Genomic DNA, 20,514 nt, shown 5'->3' with positions numbered 1-20,514 from the left:
CGTGGACCGGCGGGCGGCCCACACGACTGGAGGGGTGAGGACATGATGCGGAAGGCCTATCAGGAGGAACTGGCCTCGATCGGTGATCGCCTGGTGGAGATGGCGAACCTGGTCGGCTCGGCCATCGGCCGGGCCACGACCGCTCTTTTGGATACCGATCTGGAGCTAGCCGAGAGCGTGATAGCGGCCGACGCAAAGGTCGACGACCTCCAGCGTGACCTGGAGAACCAGGCGATCGCGGTACTGGCACGGCAACAGCCGGTCGCCACCGACCTGCGCATCGTGGTCACGTCACTGCGCATGAGCGCAGACCTGGAGCGCTGCGGTGACCTGGCCGAACATGTGGCCAAACTGGCCCGGATGCGCTACCCCGAGCAGGCGATCCCGCGCGATCTGCGCCGCACGATCCTGGAAATGGGCCAGCTCGCGCAACGCCTGATGGCCCAGGCGGCCGAGGTGGTCCTCACCCAGGACATCGATGCGGCACTACAGGTGGAGAAGGACGACGACCGCATGGACGAACTGCACCGCATGATCTTCCAGCACCTGATGGACGACCGGTGGCAGCACGGCGTGGAAACCGCCGTCGACGTCACCCTCGTCGGCCGCTACTACGAACGGTTCGCCGACCACGCCGTCTCCGTGGCTCGGCGCGTGGTCTACCTGGTGACAGGCGAGCGCGTGGATGAGCTGATCACGGAAAGGCCCGCCTGAGCACTCCCCACCGGCCGCCCTGGGGCATGGGTGATGTCGCTGTTGCCCCCTGGCGTCCCTGGATGTGAAGGTAGGGAGTAAGCGGGCGTAACTACACAAGGCGGGACAGACGTACCAGGATGCGGACGACGCCCTTTTCCCTTCGGAGGCAACGTGCACAGCCACTCGCACAAGCTCCCCGTTGCAGTTCAGGAGCCGGAGAACTCTGCCGGTGAGATTGAGCAGCTGCAGACCAAGGTCGCCCAGCTTGAGCGTGCCGTGCATTCCCACGCCGTGATCGATCAGGCGATCGGTGTCGTGGTCGCCGCGGAACGTCTGACCCCCGCAGAGGCCTGGGACCTGCTCCGCGAGACGTCCATGTGCACCAACACCAAACTGCGCCATGTGGCCGAACTGGTCCTCACGTTGGGTGTCACCGGCAACCTCACGGCAGACATCCGCGCGGAACTGGCCCGCCGGCTGAGCAGCGAGAACTGATCTCCTACCGTCCAGCCCGGTTCTCCGAGCCCCGGGCTGGGCGGCATCCCTTCAAGCAGGCTCGGGGGCGATACGGCTGTTCTCCGGGCTGCAAGCCGCCCGGATACGAGCGGATGCAGGCGCCGACCCGGGCATGCGCCGGGACGGCGCGATGATCGGACTCTGGGTCCGGGCCGGCTCCCCGGGTGCCGGGCGTATCCGAGCGTGTTGCGCGGCCCGGGGCCGTTGTCAGTGGCCGCGGCTATTGTGCGCCGCAACCGACCGCATCCCCCTCATCCGGGAGGAATCATGGCCTCACGCCTCAACCCGTACCTGATGTTCGCCGGCGACGCCCGGCAGGCCCTTGAGTTCTACAAGGAGGTCTTCGGCGGCACCCTGGTGCTCAACACCTACGGTGAAGCCGGCCAGCCCGACACCTCCATGACCGACAAGATCATGCACGGCATGCTCGAGACCCCCAGTGACTACACCCTCATGGCCGCCGACACCCCGGCCGGCGAACACAAGCCGGGTAACGCCTACTCGGTGAGCCTGAGCGGCGACGACGACGCGGAGCTGCGCAGCTACTGGGAGAAGCTGTCCGACGGCGCCACCGTCGCCGCCCCCCTCGACAAGCAGATGTGGGGCGACGTCTTCGGTATGTGTACGGACCGCTTCGGCATCACCTGGATGGTCAACATCGCGCAGCCGCAGGGCTGACAACAGGCCGCCCGCAGCCGGCCGGGCGCCCAAGCGGCGCCCGGCCCGCACCCGTCACGCCGTCCACCCCGGATACACGGCGGACGGACGTCTGAACACGAAAGACGCAAGACGGCTGCGCCTACGACCCTGACGAGACCGCACCGCCGAGCTGCACTGCCCGTACCGAATGCCACACGGTGACCCCATGCACTCGGGCGCGTGTATCGCGACTCCTGGCCTTCACGTCGGCGATTGATCTGGCTCCGCGGGACCGTCGGCGCTTTCGGGGCCGGTCCGCGAGATCGCCTCCGACCAGGACGACCAGCCCGAACTGATTCCAAAGGGCCCTCGTCGGTACGCCTGCTGGTGAGCCAGACCACAAGCGTGGCCGCGGCCCATGCCGCCAAAAGCGGTCCACTCACAGCCCAGCCGATCCACCTCTTACGCACGACCGCAACCCATGTGCCATCTGCGATGTGCCGGTCCACGCGCCCTGCAACAAGATCAGCCCTGCGACCGCGGCCTGCGGCATGCGCTCAACGCACCCTCGCCCTCGCTCCCTTCGGATGCCGGCACTCACACCAAGGCCTGCACAACTTCTCCGCCCGCCATCATGAAGCCATGCCCTCCAGCCCGCCCTGCGCCGGCGATTACGTACCTCTCGGGCGCGGACGCCGACGACCTCGAGCTGTACCGGGAGAAGTTCCGGCGCCGACTGCCACAGTCGCTTGACGAGTTGCGCGGCCCGACCCCGGGGGTCGTGGATCTGGCGCAGCACATCGCCTGGTCGGGGATGACCTCCCACGACATGCACAAGCCTCGGCAGCTCATGGGCCTTGTAGCGCATCGTCCTGCACGAGGGCCTGAGCGACGACCTGCCCCGTTACCTCAACCAGGACCTGCTCCTTGACATGTGGCCAGTGCTGCGCGCCCTCGGCGACCGTACCGTGCGCACCGTGCAGGAAGACGCCTTCGCCCGGCTGACCTGACGTACACGGGCAACCACGTGACGGGCATGCCAGAGCATCCGAATCCTTGTAGTCAGGGCTATATGGGTACCTCTTGACTCCGCTGTCACTATCATCGGTCCCGTCACGGCGGGTGGGGAGGCGGCTGAGGATGTTCGCGGTCGAGGTCAGACAGCTTGGACAGGCGTGGTTGGTGTCGCTGCGCGGCGAGCTGGATTTCACCAGCGCCGTGCAGCTGCGGGAGGCGGCAGAGAGGGTGGTGGCCGGGCTCTTGCAGCCCAGGCTGATGGTGATCGACTGCGCTGGCCTCGGCTTCTGCGACTCCTCCGGCATCAGCAGCCTGATCGCGATCCACCAGTGGCTGTCCGCACGCGGGAGCACGCTGCGCCTCGCGGCGGTGCCCCCAACAGTGGCGCGGATCTTCAGACTGACGGGCCTGGACCAGCTCGTTGGTGTGTACCCCACGGCTTCAGAGGCCCTCGCCGTCGACGGCGGGGGCGCAGCGGCATCTTCTTCGCCTGCGGACACGTCGGCCTCGACGCATGCGGCAGTTCAGGGATAGCGGGGCGGCGGCCCGGAACCGAGGATCACAGCCCGTCGACAGCCCGGTCGACGGCACGGGCGGCGTCCGACACGGGGGCGCAGCAGGATGTGCGTGCTGTGTCCGGCTACTCCGCCGCCGTCTTTGTGCGCCTCGGGCCGACCCGGTCGGCACACGTTCGACGGCTCAGTGTCGCTCTCGGCCTGGGAGCGTGCCCGCCGTGGAGCCGTCGCCGCGCCGCGCTGCGGTGCGGTGCGGTGCGGTGCGGGCCTACGGTGCGGTGCGCGAGGTCTTCGCCGTGGGGCCGGCGGTGCCCGTGTTCCAGTCCAGGCGCAGCACGGCGAGGTCGTCTGTGTGCCGGTCCGCGTTCAGCGTGCGGGTGCGGGTGATGAGCTCGTCGAGATGGGTGCCGGGATCGGGTGCATGGAGCGTGTCGATGATGCGCAGCAGACCGTCCACCCCGAGGCGGGCGCCCGTGCCGTCCGCGAAGCCCTCGATGAGACCGTCGGTGTAGGCGACCAGCGCGCCGCTCGCGGGGAGTGCCAGCGTGGTGGCGGGCCACTGGCCCAGTCCGGGTGCGATGCCCAGCGCGACTCCATGGGCGGCCGCCACCTCATGGGTGCCGTCGGGGGTGACGAGCAGCGGTTCGTGGTGGCCGGCGAGGTGCAGGGTGAGGGAGGCCGCCTGCGGATCCAGGGTGATCAAGGTGCACGTGGTGAACAGGTCGCTGCCGGCGCGTTCGGCTATGTGGATCTGTTCGAGGAGATGGAGCAGCTGCTGATCCCGGTGGCCGCCGAGGGTCAGGGCACGCCACGCTATGCGCAGGCAGACGCCGAGCGCCGCCGCGTCGGGGCCATGGCCGCTGACGTCTCCGATGACGGCGTGGACCTGTCCGTCCCCCGTCTGCACGACGTCGAGGAAGTCGCCGCCCAACAACGCCTGCGCACGTCCGGGGTAGTAGCGGCTGGAGGCGCTGACCGTGCTGGAGGACAACAGGGGTTCCGGGAGCAGCCCGCGTTCCAGGCGTGCGTTCTCCTCGGCACGCAGACGTCCGATCTGGAGGGCGGCGTTGGCGCGTTCGGCCTGCTTTCGCTGGACGGCGTAGCGGACGGCGCGTTGCATCAGGTCGGGATCGACCTTGCCCTTGACGAGGTAGTCCTGGGCACCGGCGGCAAGGGCGTCGACTCCCGCGCGGGGCTCGTCCAGGCCGGTCAGGACGATGACGGCGGCGTCGGTGGCCGCCTGGATCGCCTGGACGGTCTCCACTCCGGACGCGTCCGGCAGATGCAGATCGAGCAGGACGCAGTCGACGGGCCCCGAGGCGAGGACCGCACGCGCGTCGACGGCCGTGCGGCACCGTGTCAGCGCATGCGGCAGATCGGTGTCGTGGAGGAACTCCTCGACCAGGAGGGCGTCTCCGTCGTCGTCCTCCACCAGCAGCACGTCATATTGCTCGTCGCGGCCTGCGGCTGGAGCGGTCACGACTGTGTCTCTCTGTCCGGGGCCGCGAGCTCAGCCTCGGCAGCCGGGGCGGCCTGGGTAGCGGGGAGGGTGAAGACGATGCGGGTGCCCGGCGTGTGACCGGGGTCGATCCTGATCGTGCCGCCGTGGAACTCGACGACTTTCTTGCACATCGCAAGGCCGATGCCGGTGCCCGGATAGGCGTCCTTGGTGTGCAGTCGCTGGAAGAGGATGAAGACCTTCTCCCGGAACTCCGGTGCGATGCCGATGCCGTTGTCGGTCACCGCGAACTCCCAGGTGCCGCCGTCGTTCGTGGCGTTCACATGAATCTGCGGCGTGCTGCCGGCGCTGCGGAACTTGATGGCGTTCGACAACAGGTTCTGCCAGAGCATGCCCAGTTGGCTCGAGTCCCCGACGACGGTGGGCAGCGCGTCGTGGGTGATCTCGGCATTTGTCTCCTCGATGGTCACACTGAGGCTGTCGAGGGTCCTGTTCAGGACTGCTTCCAGGTCGACGGTCTGGTGGTCGCTGTGGACGCGGCCGACCCGGGAGAAGGTCAGGAGGTCGTTGATGAGGGTCTGCATACGGTTGGCGCCGTCGACGGCGTAGGCGATGTACTGGTCGGCCTTGTCGTCCAGTTGGCCGCCGTAGCGCCGCTGAAGAAGCTGGGTGAAGCTGGACACCTTGCGCAGGGGTTCCTGCAGATCGTGCGAGGCCACGTAGGCGAACTGCTCAAGCTCCGTGTTCGAGCGCTTCAGGTCCTCCGTCTGTTCGTTCAGCAGTGCGCGGGCCGCCTCGCTGAACCGCAGCTCCTCCACCAGGCGCAGACGCATCGAATCCACGTCGGAGGCGAGCCGGCGCAGGTCGGCGGGACCGACGACGTCGATGGGATGGTCGAAGCGGCCCTGCGCGACGTCACGTGCGGCCGTGCCGAGCCGACTGAGAGGATCGGTGATACCGCGGCGCAGACCCTCGAACACCGCTATGGCAAGCAGCACAATCACCAGTGCGATGGCGGTGAAGACCCAGTTGCGTAGTCTCTCGGCGCGCGCCAGGTCGTCCACGGCGTTGCCGCGCGCGTCAACGAGGTGGTCCTGCTGGGTCGTCATTGCTTGGCGCAGGCGGTCGAAGTTGACCCTGCCCTCCGCGGCCCGATCGCCGGCGAGTGGCGCGGGAGCGCCTGCGGGAGCGCTGGAGATGGGGGTGGCGATGCGCTGCTGCCAGGCTCCTGCGCGGCTGAGCACGGTGCGCAGGTCGGCCTGGGCACGGGGATTGCCGACGAGGAGCTGGTTGAGTCGATCGACAGCTGCCTTCTCGTCGGCCAGGCCCTGCTTGTAGGGCTCGAGGAACTGTTTCTGACCGGTCAGGCCGTAACCGCGGATGCCGGTCTCCTGGTTGACCAGCGCGGCCTCCAGGCGTATGGAGTTCGTCAGTGCGGGCGAGCGTGTGTTGACGAGATCCGTGGTGACCGAAGCGGCACGGTCCATCGCCCACATCCCCAGCCCGCTCAGGACAGCCAGCAAGCTGAGCGCGACGCTCACTCCCACGCGCAGCCACCGCCGCGTCGTCCACCTCGAAAGGAGGCGCTGCCGGGCGGCCGGTTCCTGCCCTGCGGTCATCGCTGCTACTCCTCGGGTGTCCAGACGCCGCTCTGACGTGCGCGCGGCGAGGACACTCTACCGCCTACGACAACCAATGTTGTCATCTTCAAGGTGCGTCCCCTACGGTTAGGGGCATGCCTGGCGTCCATTTCTCTTTGCGGAAGACCGAAGCCGAGATCGTTGAACTCGTCGCCCGCGAGGTCGACGAGCTTGTCGGTCGGCTCGTACCTGAAGTCTTTGAGCTTGTGCGCGGCCCAGTGGATCACTCCCCCGAGCAGGCAGAGGCTTTGGCGCACCTCCATCTGCTCACCCATCTCCAGCAGGCCGTGGATCGCCTGGAAGCTCAGGCCGCGCACCAGGCCGCAGACGCTGGAGCCGGTTATCCACAAATCGGCCGGGCGTCCAATATGACCAGGCAAGGTGCCCGCCGCCGCTGGCCGGGCCTGCTCAACCAGCCCCCCACAGCAACTGACCCACCAACCGGGAGCACCCGATGATGACCGCCCCAGCCCGCCCGTACGATGTGCTGCTGGTCGAGGACGATGAGGCCGACGCCCTGCTCATCGAGGACGCGCTCTTGGCCCGCGGTGCCCGAAACCTCACCCAGGTCCAAGACGGCGTGGCCGGCCTGGACTACCTTCGCGATACGGCCAAGCCCCGGCCGGATCTGATCGTCCTGGACCTCAACATGCCCCGCATGAACGGCCGCGAACTGCTTGCCGTCATCAAGCAGGACCCGGACCTGCGCACGATCCCGGTAGTCGTCCTCACCACCTCCTCCGCGCCGGACGACGTCACCGGCGCCTACAGGCATCACGCCAACGCCTACGTCACCAAGCCCGTCAACCTCGAGGACTTCGAGCGCGCCGTGCAGAACATCGACGCCTTCTACCTGGAGACCATCACCCACCTGCCGCGCACCTGACAGAGCCGAGCCCGCCCGTGCCCATTCTCCTGTAAAGAGAGGGCACGGGGGGCGCTGCGGTGCCTGGCTACCGGCTGATTGCTGGGCACGCTCGCCAAGTACGGTGGCACGGAAGAAGAACCCAATCCCGGTGGCACTCGAGACTTCCCGCGGTCTGCTGGCCGCCGTCTTGCCGACCGGCAAGCGCGCCAGGGTCTTCGCGATCAACCCGATGGTCGCCGCCCGCGACCCCGACCGCCACCCCGTCTCCCGCAAGAAGTCCGACCGCGGCAACTCCCTGGTTCTGGCGAACATCCTCCGCACCGACATGCACGCCCACCGGCCTTTACCGCAGGACAACGACCCGTCCGCGCCATCGCCTTTTTGGCCCGCACCCAGCAGGACGCCACCTGGAACCGGCAGCAGCACTCCCACCAGCTCCGGTCTCTGCTACGTGAGTACTACCCGTAAGCCCTGGACGCCTTCACCAACTGGCAGAACGGCCGCCGCCGTCCCGAGGCAAGCGAACTACTCCGACTCGCCCCCACGACCTCCCCTCCGAGTGAGCCCACCAGCCGCCGCTGGTCGGGGACGTGCTAGGTAAATGCTCGCCCTCCTACGCCAGCTGGAAGCCGCCTGCCCAACCGCCGACGACCTCGCGGAGGCGGTGGAGGAGGCTTTTCCCCCGGACGCTGAAGTCATCCTCAGCATCCCCGGCCTCGGCATCCAGCTCCGCGCCCGGGTGCTGGCCGAGATCGGCGACGACCAAGCCGCTTCGCCGAAGCGCGCGGTCTGAAGGCCGGTCCTGACTCCTCGCCGATCACCAGAGCCCGGGGCAAGAAGTCGAGCATCACCCGGGAGAGGGTGAAGAACTATCGGCTCAACCACGGCGGCTATCTTGGGGCGCCTATGTTGCCCCCAACGGCTCATCCGGAGCCAAGACCCACTACCGGCGCCGGCGCGACAGCCACGGAGCCTGGCACGCGGCCGCCCTACGCCGGGCACCTGGCCGTCATCGATGCCTGCGGCAGCGACGGCGTCGACCAGGCCGCTCTTCCCGAGCAGCCGCATCAGCGACTTCTCGGCGCTCGTGGCGGCTGTGGCGCGGCATCGTGGAGAGCCGCCTCGCCGTGGTGTTGAGCCGGATGCGTGGTGGCGGGCGGCCGCGTTGCTGCACACGCTGCCGTCACTGCGGCCGCTCCCTTCGCTCAACGTCCGTTACGCATGCGCCGTGACGATTGCCTACATGCAAGCCAGCGGCGAGGGATTCGACTCCCCTTACGGGACCTGGTGGAGCTTTGCAAGGACCTCATGGCCGACAAGGCCGATGTGTTCGGCGCCGCCGACATGATCCACGGCCGGCGTACCTGACAGCCTGTTTTTGATTGCAAGGCCACGTCAGCGGCCGGGTGCTCCGTGCCGCCCCGGCCGCGCATGCCGGGCACCGGGCCAGGGCAGCAGTGGCACGGCTTGCGGGAACGGTAGGGCGCAGCCCGACGGCGTCCACCGCCCCCTCTGTGCGGTCTCCTGCCCGGCCGGGCACAGAAGTGCACAGCGGAGCATCCCACCGGGCGCCTTCCATACCCGGCGGGACGGCCACTGGCCGGGGCACCGCTGACACGCCGGCGGCTTGCCCCGCCCGGTCACTGGGTGGTGAGCATGCCTTCGCGGAGTCGGGCCAGCAGGCGGGTGATCAGGCGGGAGACGTGCATCTGGGAGACGCCCAGGCGTTCGCCGATCTCGGCCTGGGTGAGCTCTTCGACGAACCGCCAGTGGATGATCCGGCGGTCGCGTTCGTCGAGTGCGGCGATCATGGGGGCCAGGGTGTGGAAGTCCTCGACCAGTTCCAGGGCCGCGTCCTCGTCACCGATGAAGTCGGCCAACGCGGACTCCCCGTCCTCGCTGTTGCCGATCGCCGCGTCCAGGGAGGCGGAGGCGTAGCCGTTGGAGGCCAGCTGGGCCTCGACGACCTCCTCCTCCGGCAGGCTCATCAGCTCGGACAGTTCCCTCGTGGTGGGGGTTCGGCCCAGCCGGCTGTGCAGTTCCTCCTTCGCACGCGCCAGTTGCACGCGGGCTTCCTGCAGCCGGCGGGGCACATGCACGGCCCAGGACGTGTCGCGGAAGAACCGCTTGATCTCCCCCACGATGTACGGGACCGCGAACGAGGTGAACTCGACCTCACGGGACAGCTCGAACCGATCGATCGCCTTGATCAGCCCGATCGTGCCGACCTGGACGATGTCCTCCATCTCCTCCGGCCCCCGACTGCGGAACCGCCCGGCCGCGAAGCGGACCAGGGAGACGTTCATCTCGATCAGGGTGTTGCGGGCATAGCTGTACTGAGGTGTCCCCTCCTCCAGTACCGCCAACTGCTCGAAGAACAGCCTCGACAACTCCCGGGCGTCCCTGGGTGCGACCTTGGACGGGTCCGCGATCTGCGGCACCTCCACCATCTGCTCGACTGCCTGCACGGTCGTCTCGACTGTCTGCACGGTCGTCGTCGCCACGACGCGCCCCTCCCGGTCGTTCGGTTCCCATCCCGCCGGCCTTGTCCTCCGGCAAGCAGGCACGTACCCGACGTCCGACCGGTTATTCCTGAAATTTTTTTCGGGTTTTCTTCAGTGGCCCCCCTCCTGGGGGTCGGTGTGGCTGCGCAGGACTTCCTTCACCTTGGCCACCGCGAAGCCCCAGCCCTGCTCGACGGTCGGCTTGGCGGGCACAGCGATCTCGTCGGGGTTGGTCAGGACGTCGAGGAGGACCGGGCCGGGAGTGTCGAAAGCTCGACGTACGGCGTCTTCCAGCTCGGCCGCGTGGGTCACGCGGATGCCGGTGATGCCCATGGCGTCGGCGACGGCGGCGAAGTCGGGGTTGTCCAGGACGGTGCCGAACTCGGGCAGACCGGCCTGTTCCTGTTCGAGTTTCACCATGCCCAGCCGCCGGTTGTCGAAGACCACGAGTTTGACGGGCAGCCGGTACGTCTTCAGGGTCATCAGGTCGCCCAGGAGCATGCTCAGCCCGCCGTCCCCGCAGAACGCCACCACCTGCCGGTCGCGGTCCAGGCACTGTGCGCCAAGGGCCTGGGGCATCGCGTTGGCCATCGAACCGAGGTTGTAGGAGCCGATCAGTGCTCGCCGACCGCGCATCTGCACGAACCGCGACAGCCATACGGTGGCCATGCCGGTGTCGGAGGTGAAGACGGCGTCCTCGGCGGCGACCCGGTCGACGAGCGCGGCCAGCGCCTCGGGGCGGACATCGTGGCTGCGGTTGTCCAGGGCGGAGCGGACGCGGCCGACCAGACCCGTGTCGTGCGCGGGATCGGCCAGCCGCGCCTGACCGGTGCGCCACTGCTCGAACCGTTCACGGGCCTGGGCCAGGTGCGAGCGGTCGCGTGCCCCGTCTGCGCCGGCGGGCGGGCAGGCGAGGTGGTCAAGGAGGTCGCGTACGGTGGCGCCGGTATCGCCCACGAGCGCGACGTCGGCCGGTACCCGGCGTCCTATGTGGGTGGCGTCGGTGTCCACCTGGATGACGGTACGGTCGGTGGGATACCAGTCCCGGTAGGGGAAGTCGGTACCGAGGAGCAGGAGGGTGTCGGCGTCCTTCAGAGCCGCTGCCGCCGCCGGGTTGCCGATCAGGCCCGTCTGGCCGACCTGGAAGCCATTGGTGTCGTCCTCGAAGCCCTCCTTCGCCTTCAGGGTGAGCACCATCGGTGCGGCCAGGCGGTCGGCGAGGGCGAGGACGTCGGTGCGGGCCGCGCGGGCGCCCGCCCCGACGAGCAGGGTGAGGCGTTCGGAGCGGTCAAGGAGCTCGGCGGCGCGCTGGACGGCCGGCTCCTCCGGCCGGCTCACCGCGCGGCTCAGGCCGAACCGGGCCGGCCGCCCGTCCGGCACCTCGCGCTCACCCAGGTCGCCCGGCACGGTCAGGACGGCAACGCCCTTGCGTCCCAAAGCGGTGCGCACGGCCGTCTCCAGCATCTGCGGAAGCTGCTCGGGCGAGGTGAGGGTGGCGTGGAAGACGGCCACATCACGAAAGAGGGCGTCGTTGTCGACTTCCTGGAAGTAGTCGCTGCCGAGTTCGGCGAGCGGTACCTGCCCGGCGATCGCCAGAACCGGGGCGTGGCTCTTGGCCGCGTCGTACAGTCCGTTGAGCAAGTGGACCGAACCAGGTCCCACCGTGCCCATGCACACCCCGAGGGTGTCGCCGAGTTGGGCCTGCGCGGACGCGGCGAACGCCGCCGCCTCCTCGTGCCGGCAGCCCACCCATTCCAGCCCCTCGGTGGTACGCAGGGCGTCGGTCAGGGGATTGAGTGCATCCCCCACGACGCCGAAGACCTGGCGCACGCCCAGGTCGCCAAGCACGTCCACGATGACACGGGCAACGGTTCGGGCCACGTGAATCCTCCAGCTCACACGGTGAAATGGTCAGGGTTGGCGGCCTTCCAGTCGGCCGCCCACGAGGCGGGCGCCTCATCGAGCAACTGCCCGGGCGCCAGCCACTCGTACAGCTCCTCGTAGGAGCGTTCGGTGCAGGGGTCGATACGCCGGCGCAGCAGGTGCGGACGCAGCTGTGCGGGATCGGTGACCCCCATGGCCGCCATGATCTGCACCGCGCTGGCCACGGTCGCTTCCTGGAACCGCTGCACGCGCGGTGTCTTGTCCCGTACGTCCAAAGCGCGGGCCCGGCGCGGGTCCTGGGTCGTGACTCCGGTGGGGCAGGTATTGGTGTGGCACCGCTGGGCCTGGATGCAACCCAGGGCGAACATCATCGCCCGCGCCGCGTTGCCGTAGTCGGCGCCCTGCACCATGCGTTTGACCAGGTCGGTGCCGGTGGCTATCTTGCCGCTCGCCCCGATCCGCACACGATCCCGCAGGCCCGTTCCCACCAGGGCGTTGTGCACGGTGAGCAGGCCCTCGGTGAGCGGGGCACCCACATGATCGGCGAACTCCAGCGGCGCAGCACCGGTCCCGCCCTCGGCTCCGTCCACCACGATGAAGTCAGGCGCCGTGCCCTCCTCCAGCATGGCCTTGCACACGGCGAGGAACTGCCGGCGCGAGCCCACGCACAGCTTGAAACCGGCGGGCTTGCCCCCGGACAACTCGCGCATCCGGGCGACGAAGCGCACGAGTTCGCGCGGCGTGGCAAATACCCGGTGGTAGGGCGGAGAGATGACGGTGCGCCCCACGGGTACGTCCCGGACCCGGGCGATCTGCGCATCGACCTTGGCTCCGGGCAGCACGCCGCCGATCCCGGGCTTGGCTCCCTGCGACAGCTTCAGCGACACGCACTTGACGTGATCGTGCGCCGCCTTGTCGGCGAACTCGGCCGCATCGAAATCACCGCCGTCCGTCCGGCAGCCGAAATAGCCGGTGCCGATCTCCCAGATCAAGTCACCGCCCGGCTGCAGATGGTACTCGGACAGCCCGCCCTCACCCGTGTCATGGGCGAAACCACCGGCCGCGGCCGCCCCGTTGAGCGCGAGGACCGCCTGGGAGGACAGCGAACCGAAACTCATCGCCGACACGTTCAACAACGCCATGTCGTAGGGGCGGGAGCAGTCCGGCCCGCCGACCCGCACCCGCGGCAGTTCCTCGGGCACCGCGCAGGGCGCCATCGACGGCACCAGGAACTCGTAGCCGGCCCGATACACATCCCGTTCGGTGCCATACGGCTGCTCGGCGTCGGTCCCCTTCGCCCGCTCGTAGACGATGCTGCGCACATCCCGGTCGAAGGGACGCCCGTCAAAGTTCCGCTCGATGAAGTACTGCTGAAGCTCCGGACGTATCCGCTCCAGCAGGAAACGGGCATGACCCAGCACCGGATAGTTGCGCAGCACCGAATGCCGGCGCTGCACCACATCCCACGCGCCCAAGGCCCCCGCCCACACCAGCAGCACGGCAGCCGGCCACCACCAGGGCGAGACCCAGACCGCAGCCACAACGGCCCCGAGCCCGGCGAGCAAGGCAACAACGACAACTCCTACACGCGTCACCCCTCGCGGATTGCCCGCCGACCGGCCCCCATGCACCGGCTTATGGAAAAGACCTTCAAAGCCCGTAGCAGCGTGAACCCACCGCCACACCCCCACATTGAATTGCTCCCGGTGGGGCGGACACGTCGGCGGACTGTGACACCTCGGGCGCGTATTGGGTTGTGATCAAGGGGTGGTTCGTGTGAGGTCCTTGATCCAGATCATCGAGGCGCGTAGGTGGAGGCCCGCGAGGTAGCTGTTCGGGTTCTTGTGTATCGGGTGGCGATGCCTCGCCAGGCCTTGAGCTTGTTGATCAGGCGCTCGACGGTGTTCCTCTCCTTGTACAGGGTCGGCGTCGTGCCTGACAGGCCGGCCGCCGCCGCTGCCCTTCTTCTTCCGGTTGGCGGCCTGGTCCTTCTTCTCGGGGATGACGGCCTTGATACCGCGTTTGCGCAGGTGGACTCTGTTACCGCGGGACGAGTAGGCCTTGTCCCCGGCGACCGCGTCCGGCCGAGTGCGGGGCCGGCCGACGGGTCCGGGGACCCGTATCGTCCCCAGCACGGGGATGATCTGCGGGCTGTCCGCGGCCTGGCTCGCGGTCAGGACGAACGCCAGCGGGCGGCACTTCCGGTCGGCGGCGAGGTTGACCTTGCTGGTCTGCCCCCCTGGAACGCCCCAGGAGGGCGGCCTTCAGCCGGAACTTGCGCAGACGTCGGATACGTCGTCGCTCCTCCCACTCGGGATCCGCTTCGGCGTCCTGTCCGTTTTGTTCCTTCGTCGCTGCCCCCTTTGGCCTGGCCTTCTCCTCCTCAGCCGCGGCTTTCTCCTGGGCGGGGAGGACGTCCTCGCCCAGGTGCATGCCGACGGCGTCGTGGTGGGCGCGCGCAGTGGTGGAGTCGATGCTGACCAGGGACAGGTCCACCGCATCCCGCTTCGCGGCTTCCGCGATCAGGTCCTCCAGCAGGGCCTCGAAGACGCCTGCGTCACGCCAGTGCCGGAAGCGGTTGTGAACGGTCGGCCGGCACCGAACTCCTGCGGCATCTCCCGCCACTGGCCGCCGGCCATGAACCGCCGAATCACGCCTTCGAACTGCTGCCCCAGCCGCTCGGGCTAGGGGCCGTACCCGCCGATCGGCGGGTACGGCTCGATGAGCTCCCATTCGACGTCCTTCAGCCGCACTCGCGTCACGCAAGAAGATCTACCGGTCCGGGCCCGCCGCGAGGGCGAATCCCGCAGATTGATCACGATCCGATCTGCGCCCTCGAACTGCCCCGAATACTGCGACGACTACGTGATGTCCTTGTCGCCCGGAGTGGTGATCCGGCGCCGCCGGTCTCAGGACCAGGCGATCTCGCCATGGCGGTCGATGAAGCGTCCGGTGCCGGCACCGGGCCCCTCGGTGGCGAGGGCGACGATCGCGTCCGTGCCCTCGGTGACGGTCTGGGAGCCGCTGTGCCCGTTTATGTCGGTCGCGGTGTAGCCGGGGTCGGCGGCGTTGACGCGAATGCCCTTGAGCCCTTTGGCGTACTGCGTGGTCAACATCGTCAGCGCCGCCTTCGAGGAGGCGTACAGCGGCACGACGACGTGCGACTCGGACCGGCCGGGGTCGTGGGTGAAGGCGAGGGAGCCCATGCCGCTGCTGACGTTGATGATCACGGGGTCGTCCGAACGGCGCAGCAGCGGCAGGAACGCGGTGGTGGTGCGGACGACGCCGATGACGTTGACGTCGAGGACGGCGCGGGCGTCGGCGGCGGTGAGGTCGCCGGGATCACCGAAGGGACCCTGGACCCCCGCGTTGTTGATCAGGACATCGATCCTGCCCTCGTGCTCGGCGACGTCCGCGGTGGCGGCGGCCACGGACGCGTCGTCGGTCACGTCGATGGGGACGAAGCGTGCGCCCAGCGCGGCGGCTGCCTCCTCACCCCGCTCACGGTCGCGGGCTCCCAGGAGAACGGTGTGACCGCACGCGATGAGGCGGCGGGCGGTCTCGCGGCCGATGCCCTTGTTGGCTCCGGTGATGAAAGTGATCGTCATGCCTTCGATGGTTGCCTTGACGAGGGAGCCGGACCAGGGACGCTTCGACGGTGGGAAGACCAGTACCACCCTCGCGCCCCCGCATGTGATCGGGGACGCGGGAGGATGGAGAGCATGACGACGACACCCCCCGGGGCTGGACTGGGCGCGATGATCCGCACGTGGCGGAACCGGCTGCCTCCGTCAGCCGCTGGGCTGCCGGTCGTCCGCAAGCGCCGGGCTGTCGGGCTGCGGCGCGAGGAACTGGCCGACTTGGCCGGAGTGTCGGTCGACTACGTCGTGCGCCTGGAGCAGGGGCGGGCCACGACACCCTCGGCGTCGGTGGTGGCGTCCCTGGCGCGCGCTCTCCAACTGTCCACCGCCGAGCGGGACCACCTCTACCGGCTGGCCCAGATCGTGCCGCCGACGGACGGCACGATCTGCGACCATCTCCCGCCCGGCATGCAGCGGGTGCTCGTCCGCCTCGGGGACGTACCGGTGGCCGTGTTCGCGGCGGACTGGCAACTGGTGTGGTGGAACCACGGGTGGGCCGCCCTGCTGGGAGACCCCTTGGCCTCGCCACCGCGGATGCGTAACTTCGCACGCGACAGGTTCCCGGTGGACGTCGATCACACCCCCCTCGCGCTGTGGCCGGTCACCGAGACGGACCCCGACACCGCCGACGCCGCCCTCGTCTCCGACCTGCGCCGCGCCACCGGCCGCTTCCCCCAGGACAGCCGCCTGGCCGCGCTGGTCCGCGACTTGAACGCAGGCAACGAGAGGTTCGCCGAGCTGTGGGCGACGGGAGAGGTGACCGCGAACCGCGAGGTCCACAAGACGGTCGACCATCCGTCGGTGGGCCCGGTCACGGTGGACTGCGATGTCCTGACCGATGGCGACACCGAGCTCAAGATTGTCATCATGACCGCCGCGCCGGGCAGTGAGGACGAGACCAAACTCCGGCTCACCACCGTCGTCGGCCCACCGGCCGGCATGCGCAACTGATCCGCTCTACGCGTCGACCGACCGGTTGCATGTGCGCGGCGAGCGCCGAACCGCGATGCTGACCTCTACCAGGAGATAAACACCGTCGAGGGCCTGATCAACAAGCTCAAGGCCTGGCGAGGCATCACCATCCGATAGGACCCCAGACGGCTGCCTCGCCATAAACCTGCGCGCCTCGATGATCTGGATCATAGACCTCACCCGGACCACTCATTGATCACAACTTGATACGCGCCCTAAGGCCCCTGGACATCGAGTCCACCTCCCGCGCGGCCCACAGCCACGGCGTATGTGTCCATGCCGCGCAATGCGCCCCTACCCTGCTCGGGCGGTTCGCGCGCGCCCTCGACACCGGCACGCTGCAGGGAAAGCCGAGACGGGCGGCGAGATCCTCGACGGCTCCGCTGCATGATCGAGCCCATGGGCAGCGGGGCGGGAACGGTCGACTCGGCGCTGCACCCGCCCCATACTTCACCTCGCACCGCCGTGTTCCCGATCGTCTCGGAGCGGGCGGGCAACCGAAGATCGCAGTGCAGGTGGTGAGGGCCGGATACTTCCGGGAACCGACCGGCCCGCCGACGCAATCCACGGCCAAGAGCGCCTGGCCGGCCTCGTGACAGACAGAGTCTGGGGACCCTCACGGCAATGACAGGCCAGTTTGAGCGTCGGCACGGCTTCCTCTTGGCACCAAGGAGCTCCGGACGGCCAACCTCGACGATCAAACCGTGGCTCGCGCGCTTGCCCAAGCGAGCCACGTCACGGCCGACCTGGTCACCTTCTACGACAGCGTCGGCGACGTCACCTGGACGGAACTCGACAACGGCTACGTGCGCGATCCGGCGGTGACGTCCAAGGTCAGCCCGCGGGCGCCATTCTGTTGGCTGCTGTAGGGGTGCGGCGCACGGCGTGTGTCAGATAAGGAACTCCGCAAGCGGGAAGGAACGATGGCGACGCGGTGGAACCAGATAGTTCTGCCGGTGGGTCGTGTGCAGAACCGAATTGATGCCGGCGTGGGGGCTGCGGGGTGCCAGCGGGAGCGTCATATCGGGATAGTAGCCGTCCATCGAGAGCCGAACGAGGTTGAAGATTCCAATCGTCGGCTGGAACGAAATGAAGTGCAATCCGGCCGCCGGCTTCGTGCTGTAGTGGTCTGCCGTCGGATCGGATGTGTAGTGGAATGGATTGTCCAGCGTGTCGAAATCGCCGCGCACGGGGATGGTCGTCCCCGAGGGGTAGGCCTTCCCGTAGTTGCTGGTCATCGGTGATGTGGTGCTGTCCACCTGCGACATGCTCCCGGTGTGGCCGTAGGCGTGATACCGCTGGACCCCTTGCGCCACTTCGGCCTCACTTTGACCTGGCGGTTGGAGGGCGAGCGTACCCGGCGCGGGTGCGGGCGAGAGGCCGGGCTGGAGCATCGCCTGGACGCGATCCGTGTACTGAGGGAAGTTCTGCTCGTACCAAGTCACCAGATCTTGAAACAGGTGCGAGAGATGCATAGTGGTCCCCTGTTTGAAGTAACCATTGGGCCACTGATCGCTGAAGCCGGGCAGAGTCTCCAGGCTGGGGACGTTATCGGGTCCCATATTCGAGTCCAGGGTGGTGGCAAAGCCAAGGAAGCCCTGCGCCTGTCGAGGAATCGACTGTGCACCGGGGATACCGGCTGCCAGCGCCAGCTTGCTCGGCAGGCCCTGCTGCCCGTAAAAACCGCCCCCGGAAAATCCCTGACGGATACTCGTCACCTTGAACAGGCTGCCCGCCTGGTCGCTTCCTGTCCCGAAGAGGGCGTTTTGGGCTGCCTTGATATTGGCGAGCGAGTCACTGCGGAGCAGTACGACCACGTCATTCTGTTCCAAGCGAACCGGCCCGAAGCCGGGCGGGGCCTGGTCGCTGGGGAACGTCCTGGCCTCCTGCAGCGCATATACGGTACGGCCCTCCGTCTTGGAGGTCATCAAATCAACCGGCAGATACACCGGGTAAGGTGTTCCCGCCTTGAAGAAGCCCGACGCCTTGCCCAGGGTTGGGACGTAGTGGTGGAAGTAGGGAAGCCCCCAGGCTACCGTGGTGGCCACCCCTGTAGGGGTGGGCGGAAATTGACGTTCCAGATCCAGGAGAACAGACTCGAGATGGTGCTGCGCCTCCTGCAACGCTTTTGCTTTCGCCGGCACATTCAGCCGTGCGGTAATGACATGGTCGTGCAAGGCTGGCACCCGGACCGCAATCGTTCCGTTGCTGCTCTTCACGCCTGAGCCATCGACCATGACGACCTGCTCGTTCTGCAGGACATATTGTTCCTGGATGGGCGGACTGTCCGCGACAGCCGCTCGATCCGGTGGCTTTGCAATGCTGTCGATCAACTCATAGATTCCGGCGGAACCCAGAGCAGTACCGAGGGTGCCGGCCGTCCCTTGGAGAAGGCGTCGCCTACTCAAATTCCCGCGTGATCGTCCCGCTCGCGCACTTTCGCTGTCCGTCATGAAATGTGACCTGCCATCGTGGACTGGACGACCGCCATCTCACCCGACATCGAGAGGTCTGGCCCGCCCGAATGACCGGAACTGATCTTCCTGGCATTTTGAGATACACGGCGAGGACTACGCGAGTGAGCCGCTGCCAAGGACCGTAGCTCGATGATCCTGCTACCGCAGAAAGCGGTAGGTGTGCCGCCTAGTTGCCCTCGCCCTCGCCGTGACGATATAACCACACGCGGTCTGGGTCATTGCGGCCAACACGCGGTCTGGGTCATCGAAGCCGGCACCAATCCGTTGCGGTGGGCGCCAGCCATCTGAGGATCCCGCAGGATGCGAGAGGCCTTGGCGGACAATCAGACGGGTTACAAAACGGCCGCCTCGGCGCACCGGATCTGGCCGGAACGCACCAGATCCGCGCCGGCCCGCATCAGAACTCGCCAGCACGCCGAACGGTGGTGAGCCCTCCGTGATGCCGGAGGGCTCACCACCGTCCACGGGCACCGACGACGTCAGTGCTTGAAGGCGTCCTTGGTCTTCTCCTTGGCCTCACGGGCATCCCCCGTGCTCTTCTCCGCCTGCCCCTCGGCAGCCATGCGCTCGTTGCCGAGGGCCCTTCCCAGGGTCTGCTTGGCCTTGCCCTCGGCCTGCTCGGTCTTCGCCTTCGCCTTCTCGCCTGCACTCATGGAACAAGCCTCCTCACAGTTGGGGTGCCGCTGTCGCGGTGACACGCATGTGCCCCGGCATCCCCTTCACAAACAAGGGGCGCTCGGTGAATGAACAAGCATTGGAAGGGCACACGGCGGGCCAGGAGGTAGATAACAATGGTTCCTTTGCTTCTTGTCCTGCTGCTCGCAATCATCCTTTTCGGCGCCGGCTTCGCCGTCAAAATCCTGTGGTGGGTCGCCCTGGCCGTGCTCGTGGTGTGGCTGCTCGGCTTCCTCATGCGCTCCACCTCCGCAGGCGGCAGCCGCGGCCGCTGGTACCGATGGTGAACTGACGAGCGCATACCCTCACCCTTGTCAGGGCCCGGCCGTCCATGACGGCCGGGCCCTGACGGCGTGGTCTCACGTAGTGGCGCCCTACCTCATCAGATGTCGAGGAACTCCCCGTCGTCCACATGGCGAAGGATCGCGTCATCGGGGACCCAGGGGAACCTGATCCCGGGAAACCTCGCCGGCCAGGGGCCGTACGGATCGAAAGCAAGGACCGCGTCGACGAAAGCGTCCGGCGGCAGGTAACCATGATCGGCAACGTAGTGGCCGATCAGCTGTGGAGTTGCGAAAACCGTGCCGGGGACTCCCGGAACGCGAATCTCACCGCTTCCTTCGCTCGCGCGCAGATGTCCCGGCCGGGGCATGTACCAGGGATGCGAGTCCGGCAGGGACGCGGGGCACAGGTCGCACTCGTGCAACCCCAGCTTCGCGTTGACCTCCTGAGCCTCAAGTATGGCCAGGAGCCCGTCAGTGAAAGCCTGGGGAGCCGGGCCGGCCGTCCACCGGTGACCGGATTCCAGCCAGCCCACGTTGAGGCGTTCGTAGGCAGGCCGAAAGCTGACGAACCGCATACCGTCGACGTGGTCACTGAACACCTCGGCTGCGTCCGCGTAGGTGTAGCGGCTGAGATCCTCGTAGAACATCCGGCCATCATCCCTCCACCCGGACGGGCTTCTCACCAACACCCAGTCCGACCCGGCCGGGCCCGGTCATCGCAGTCTCG

18 protein-coding genes and 4 pseudogenes are annotated in these 20,514 nt (G+C 67.8%); 11 read left to right on the top strand and 11 right to left on the bottom strand.

What is annotated here, in order from left to right:
- The first annotated feature begins 45 nt into the window (after positions 1-45).
- The 5 genes and pseudogenes from phoU to RCR19_RS39015 all read left to right on the top strand — a co-directional run bounded on the left by phoU (position 46) and on the right by RCR19_RS39015 (position 3,402).
- Positions 46-714, top strand: coding sequence for a phosphate signaling complex protein PhoU (phoU, locus tag RCR19_RS39035; protein WP_331269906.1), 669 nt, complete (start codon positions 46-48; stop codon positions 712-714).
- A 153-nt stretch (positions 715-867) separates the two neighbouring features.
- On the top strand, positions 868-1,191 hold the full coding sequence (locus RCR19_RS39030) for an ANTAR domain-containing protein (protein ID WP_331269834.1): 324 nt from the start codon (positions 868-870) through the stop codon (positions 1,189-1,191).
- A gap of 288 nt (positions 1,192-1,479) precedes the next feature.
- On the top strand, positions 1,480-1,890 hold the full coding sequence (locus tag RCR19_RS39025) for a VOC family protein (RefSeq protein WP_331269833.1): 411 nt from the start codon (positions 1,480-1,482) through the stop codon (positions 1,888-1,890).
- A 595-nt stretch (positions 1,891-2,485) separates the two neighbouring features.
- Positions 2,486-2,861: pseudogene (locus RCR19_RS39020) on the top strand (hypothetical protein).
- Positions 2,862-2,991: 130 nt separating this feature from the next.
- The gene (locus tag RCR19_RS39015; protein ID WP_331269832.1) at positions 2,992-3,402 is read left to right on the top strand and encodes an STAS domain-containing protein; all 411 of its coding nucleotides are present in this window, start codon (positions 2,992-2,994) and stop codon (positions 3,400-3,402) included.
- Between the two features lie 249 nt (positions 3,403-3,651).
- Here the strand turns inward: RCR19_RS39015 and RCR19_RS39010 are convergent, their stop codons facing one another.
- From RCR19_RS39010 to RCR19_RS39000, 3 genes are read right to left on the bottom strand one after another with little or no spacing between them, the layout of a single operon-like run.
- Positions 3,652-4,863, bottom strand: coding sequence for a fused response regulator/phosphatase (locus tag RCR19_RS39010; protein ID WP_331263857.1), 1,212 nt, complete (start codon positions 4,861-4,863; stop codon positions 3,652-3,654).
- Complete coding sequence (locus RCR19_RS39005; RefSeq protein ID WP_331269831.1) at positions 4,860-6,461, bottom strand: ATP-binding protein; 1,602 nt, start codon at positions 6,459-6,461, stop codon at positions 4,860-4,862. Before RCR19_RS39005 ends, RCR19_RS39010 begins: the two co-directional genes overlap by 4 nt.
- A 5-nt stretch (positions 6,462-6,466) precedes the next feature.
- Complete coding sequence (locus RCR19_RS39000) at positions 6,467-6,799, bottom strand: hypothetical protein (RefSeq protein WP_331269830.1); 333 nt, start codon at positions 6,797-6,799, stop codon at positions 6,467-6,469.
- Positions 6,800-6,936: 137 nt separating this feature from the next.
- On the opposite strand from RCR19_RS39000, the gene RCR19_RS38995 reads away from it, so the two are divergent.
- From RCR19_RS38995 to RCR19_RS38985, 3 genes and pseudogenes are all read left to right on the top strand, one after another.
- Positions 6,937-7,368: a response regulator gene (locus RCR19_RS38995; RefSeq protein WP_331269829.1), complete on the top strand. Its 432-nt coding sequence runs from the start codon at positions 6,937-6,939 to the stop codon at positions 7,366-7,368.
- Positions 7,369-7,446: 78 nt separating this feature from the next.
- A pseudogene (locus RCR19_RS38990) lies at positions 7,447-8,345 on the top strand (transposase); the annotation flags it as partial.
- Positions 8,346-8,361: 16 nt separating this feature from the next.
- Positions 8,362-8,718 (top strand): annotated as a pseudogene (locus RCR19_RS38985) (toxin Doc).
- 272 nt (positions 8,719-8,990) lie between these two features.
- On the opposite strand, the gene RCR19_RS38980 reads toward RCR19_RS38985, so the two are convergent.
- From RCR19_RS38980 to RCR19_RS38960, 5 genes and pseudogenes are all read right to left on the bottom strand, one after another.
- Entirely contained in the window at positions 8,991-9,800 is an 810-nt protein-coding gene (locus RCR19_RS38980) for an RNA polymerase sigma factor SigF (RefSeq protein ID WP_331269905.1), read from the bottom strand.
- Between the two features lie 165 nt (positions 9,801-9,965).
- Entirely contained in the window at positions 9,966-11,735 is a 1,770-nt protein-coding gene (locus RCR19_RS38975) for a thiamine pyrophosphate-dependent enzyme (RefSeq protein WP_331269828.1), read from the bottom strand.
- Between the two features lie 14 nt (positions 11,736-11,749).
- Positions 11,750-13,333, bottom strand: coding sequence for an FMN-binding glutamate synthase family protein (locus RCR19_RS38970; protein WP_331269904.1), 1,584 nt, complete (start codon positions 13,331-13,333; stop codon positions 11,750-11,752).
- Between the two features lie 165 nt (positions 13,334-13,498).
- A pseudogene (locus tag RCR19_RS38965) lies at positions 13,499-14,500 on the bottom strand (IS5 family transposase).
- A gap of 147 nt (positions 14,501-14,647) precedes the next feature.
- On the bottom strand, positions 14,648-15,346 hold the full coding sequence (locus RCR19_RS38960) for an SDR family NAD(P)-dependent oxidoreductase (protein WP_331269827.1): 699 nt from the start codon (positions 15,344-15,346) through the stop codon (positions 14,648-14,650).
- Positions 15,347-15,460: 114 nt separating this feature from the next.
- Between RCR19_RS38960 and RCR19_RS38955 the strand changes: the two genes are divergently transcribed.
- Both RCR19_RS38955 and RCR19_RS38950 read left to right on the top strand, forming a co-directional pair.
- Entirely contained in the window at positions 15,461-16,330 is an 870-nt protein-coding gene (locus RCR19_RS38955; protein WP_331269826.1) for a helix-turn-helix transcriptional regulator, read from the top strand.
- Between the two features lie 725 nt (positions 16,331-17,055).
- Entirely contained in the window at positions 17,056-17,220 is a 165-nt protein-coding gene (locus tag RCR19_RS38950; protein WP_331269825.1) for a hypothetical protein, read from the top strand.
- Between the two features lie 21 nt (positions 17,221-17,241).
- Here RCR19_RS38950 and RCR19_RS38945 read toward each other — a convergent pair whose 3' ends face one another.
- Together RCR19_RS38945 and RCR19_RS38940 are read right to left on the bottom strand one after the other, a co-directional pair.
- Positions 17,242-18,684, bottom strand: coding sequence for a hypothetical protein (locus RCR19_RS38945; protein WP_331269824.1), 1,443 nt, complete (start codon positions 18,682-18,684; stop codon positions 17,242-17,244).
- Positions 18,685-19,307: 623 nt separating this feature from the next.
- Positions 19,308-19,481, bottom strand: coding sequence for a CsbD family protein (locus RCR19_RS38940; protein WP_331269823.1), 174 nt, complete (start codon positions 19,479-19,481; stop codon positions 19,308-19,310).
- A 138-nt stretch (positions 19,482-19,619) separates the two neighbouring features.
- On the opposite strand from RCR19_RS38940, the gene RCR19_RS38935 reads away from it, so the two are divergent.
- Positions 19,620-19,790, top strand: coding sequence for a hypothetical protein (locus RCR19_RS38935; RefSeq protein ID WP_059133504.1), 171 nt, complete (start codon positions 19,620-19,622; stop codon positions 19,788-19,790).
- Between the two features lie 95 nt (positions 19,791-19,885).
- Here RCR19_RS38935 and RCR19_RS38930 read toward each other — a convergent pair whose 3' ends face one another.
- Complete coding sequence (locus tag RCR19_RS38930) at positions 19,886-20,434, bottom strand: hypothetical protein (protein ID WP_331269822.1); 549 nt, start codon at positions 20,432-20,434, stop codon at positions 19,886-19,888.
- Positions 20,435-20,514 lie beyond the last annotated feature (80 nt).

Source organism: Streptomyces sp. WAC07094, assembly GCF_036320405.1.
In the GTDB taxonomy this organism is placed as follows: domain Bacteria; phylum Actinomycetota; class Actinomycetes; order Streptomycetales; family Streptomycetaceae; genus Streptomyces; species Streptomyces lannensis.
This window is presented reverse-complemented; position numbering and strand designations above follow the sequence as displayed.

What these genes read in the sequence shown, in the direction of transcription:
- phoU (WP_331269906.1), top strand. Translation starts at nt 46, where the DNA reads ATGCGGAAGGCCTATCAGGAGGAACTGGCCTCGATCGGTGATCGCCTG.
- RCR19_RS39025 (WP_331269833.1), top strand. Translation starts at nt 1,480, where the DNA reads ATGGCCTCACGCCTCAACCCGTACCTGATGTTCGCCGGCGACGCCCGG.
- RCR19_RS39015 (WP_331269832.1), top strand. Translation starts at nt 2,992, where the DNA reads ATGTTCGCGGTCGAGGTCAGACAGCTTGGACAGGCGTGGTTGGTGTCG.
- RCR19_RS39005 (WP_331269831.1), bottom strand. Translation starts at nt 6,461, where the DNA reads ATGACCGCAGGGCAGGAACCGGCCGCCCGGCAGCGCCTCCTTTCGAGG.
- RCR19_RS38995 (WP_331269829.1), top strand. Translation starts at nt 6,937, where the DNA reads ATGATGACCGCCCCAGCCCGCCCGTACGATGTGCTGCTGGTCGAGGAC.
- RCR19_RS38980 (WP_331269905.1), bottom strand. Translation starts at nt 9,800, where the DNA reads ATGGTGGAGGTGCCGCAGATCGCGGACCCGTCCAAGGTCGCACCCAGG.
- RCR19_RS38960 (WP_331269827.1), bottom strand. Translation starts at nt 15,346, where the DNA reads ATGACGATCACTTTCATCACCGGAGCCAACAAGGGCATCGGCCGCGAG.
- RCR19_RS38955 (WP_331269826.1), top strand. Translation starts at nt 15,461, where the DNA reads ATGACGACGACACCCCCCGGGGCTGGACTGGGCGCGATGATCCGCACG.
- RCR19_RS38940 (WP_331269823.1), bottom strand. Translation starts at nt 19,481, where the DNA reads ATGAGTGCAGGCGAGAAGGCGAAGGCGAAGACCGAGCAGGCCGAGGGC.
- RCR19_RS38935 (WP_059133504.1), top strand. Translation starts at nt 19,620, where the DNA reads ATGGTTCCTTTGCTTCTTGTCCTGCTGCTCGCAATCATCCTTTTCGGC.
- RCR19_RS38930 (WP_331269822.1), bottom strand. Translation starts at nt 20,434, where the DNA reads ATGTTCTACGAGGATCTCAGCCGCTACACCTACGCGGACGCAGCCGAG.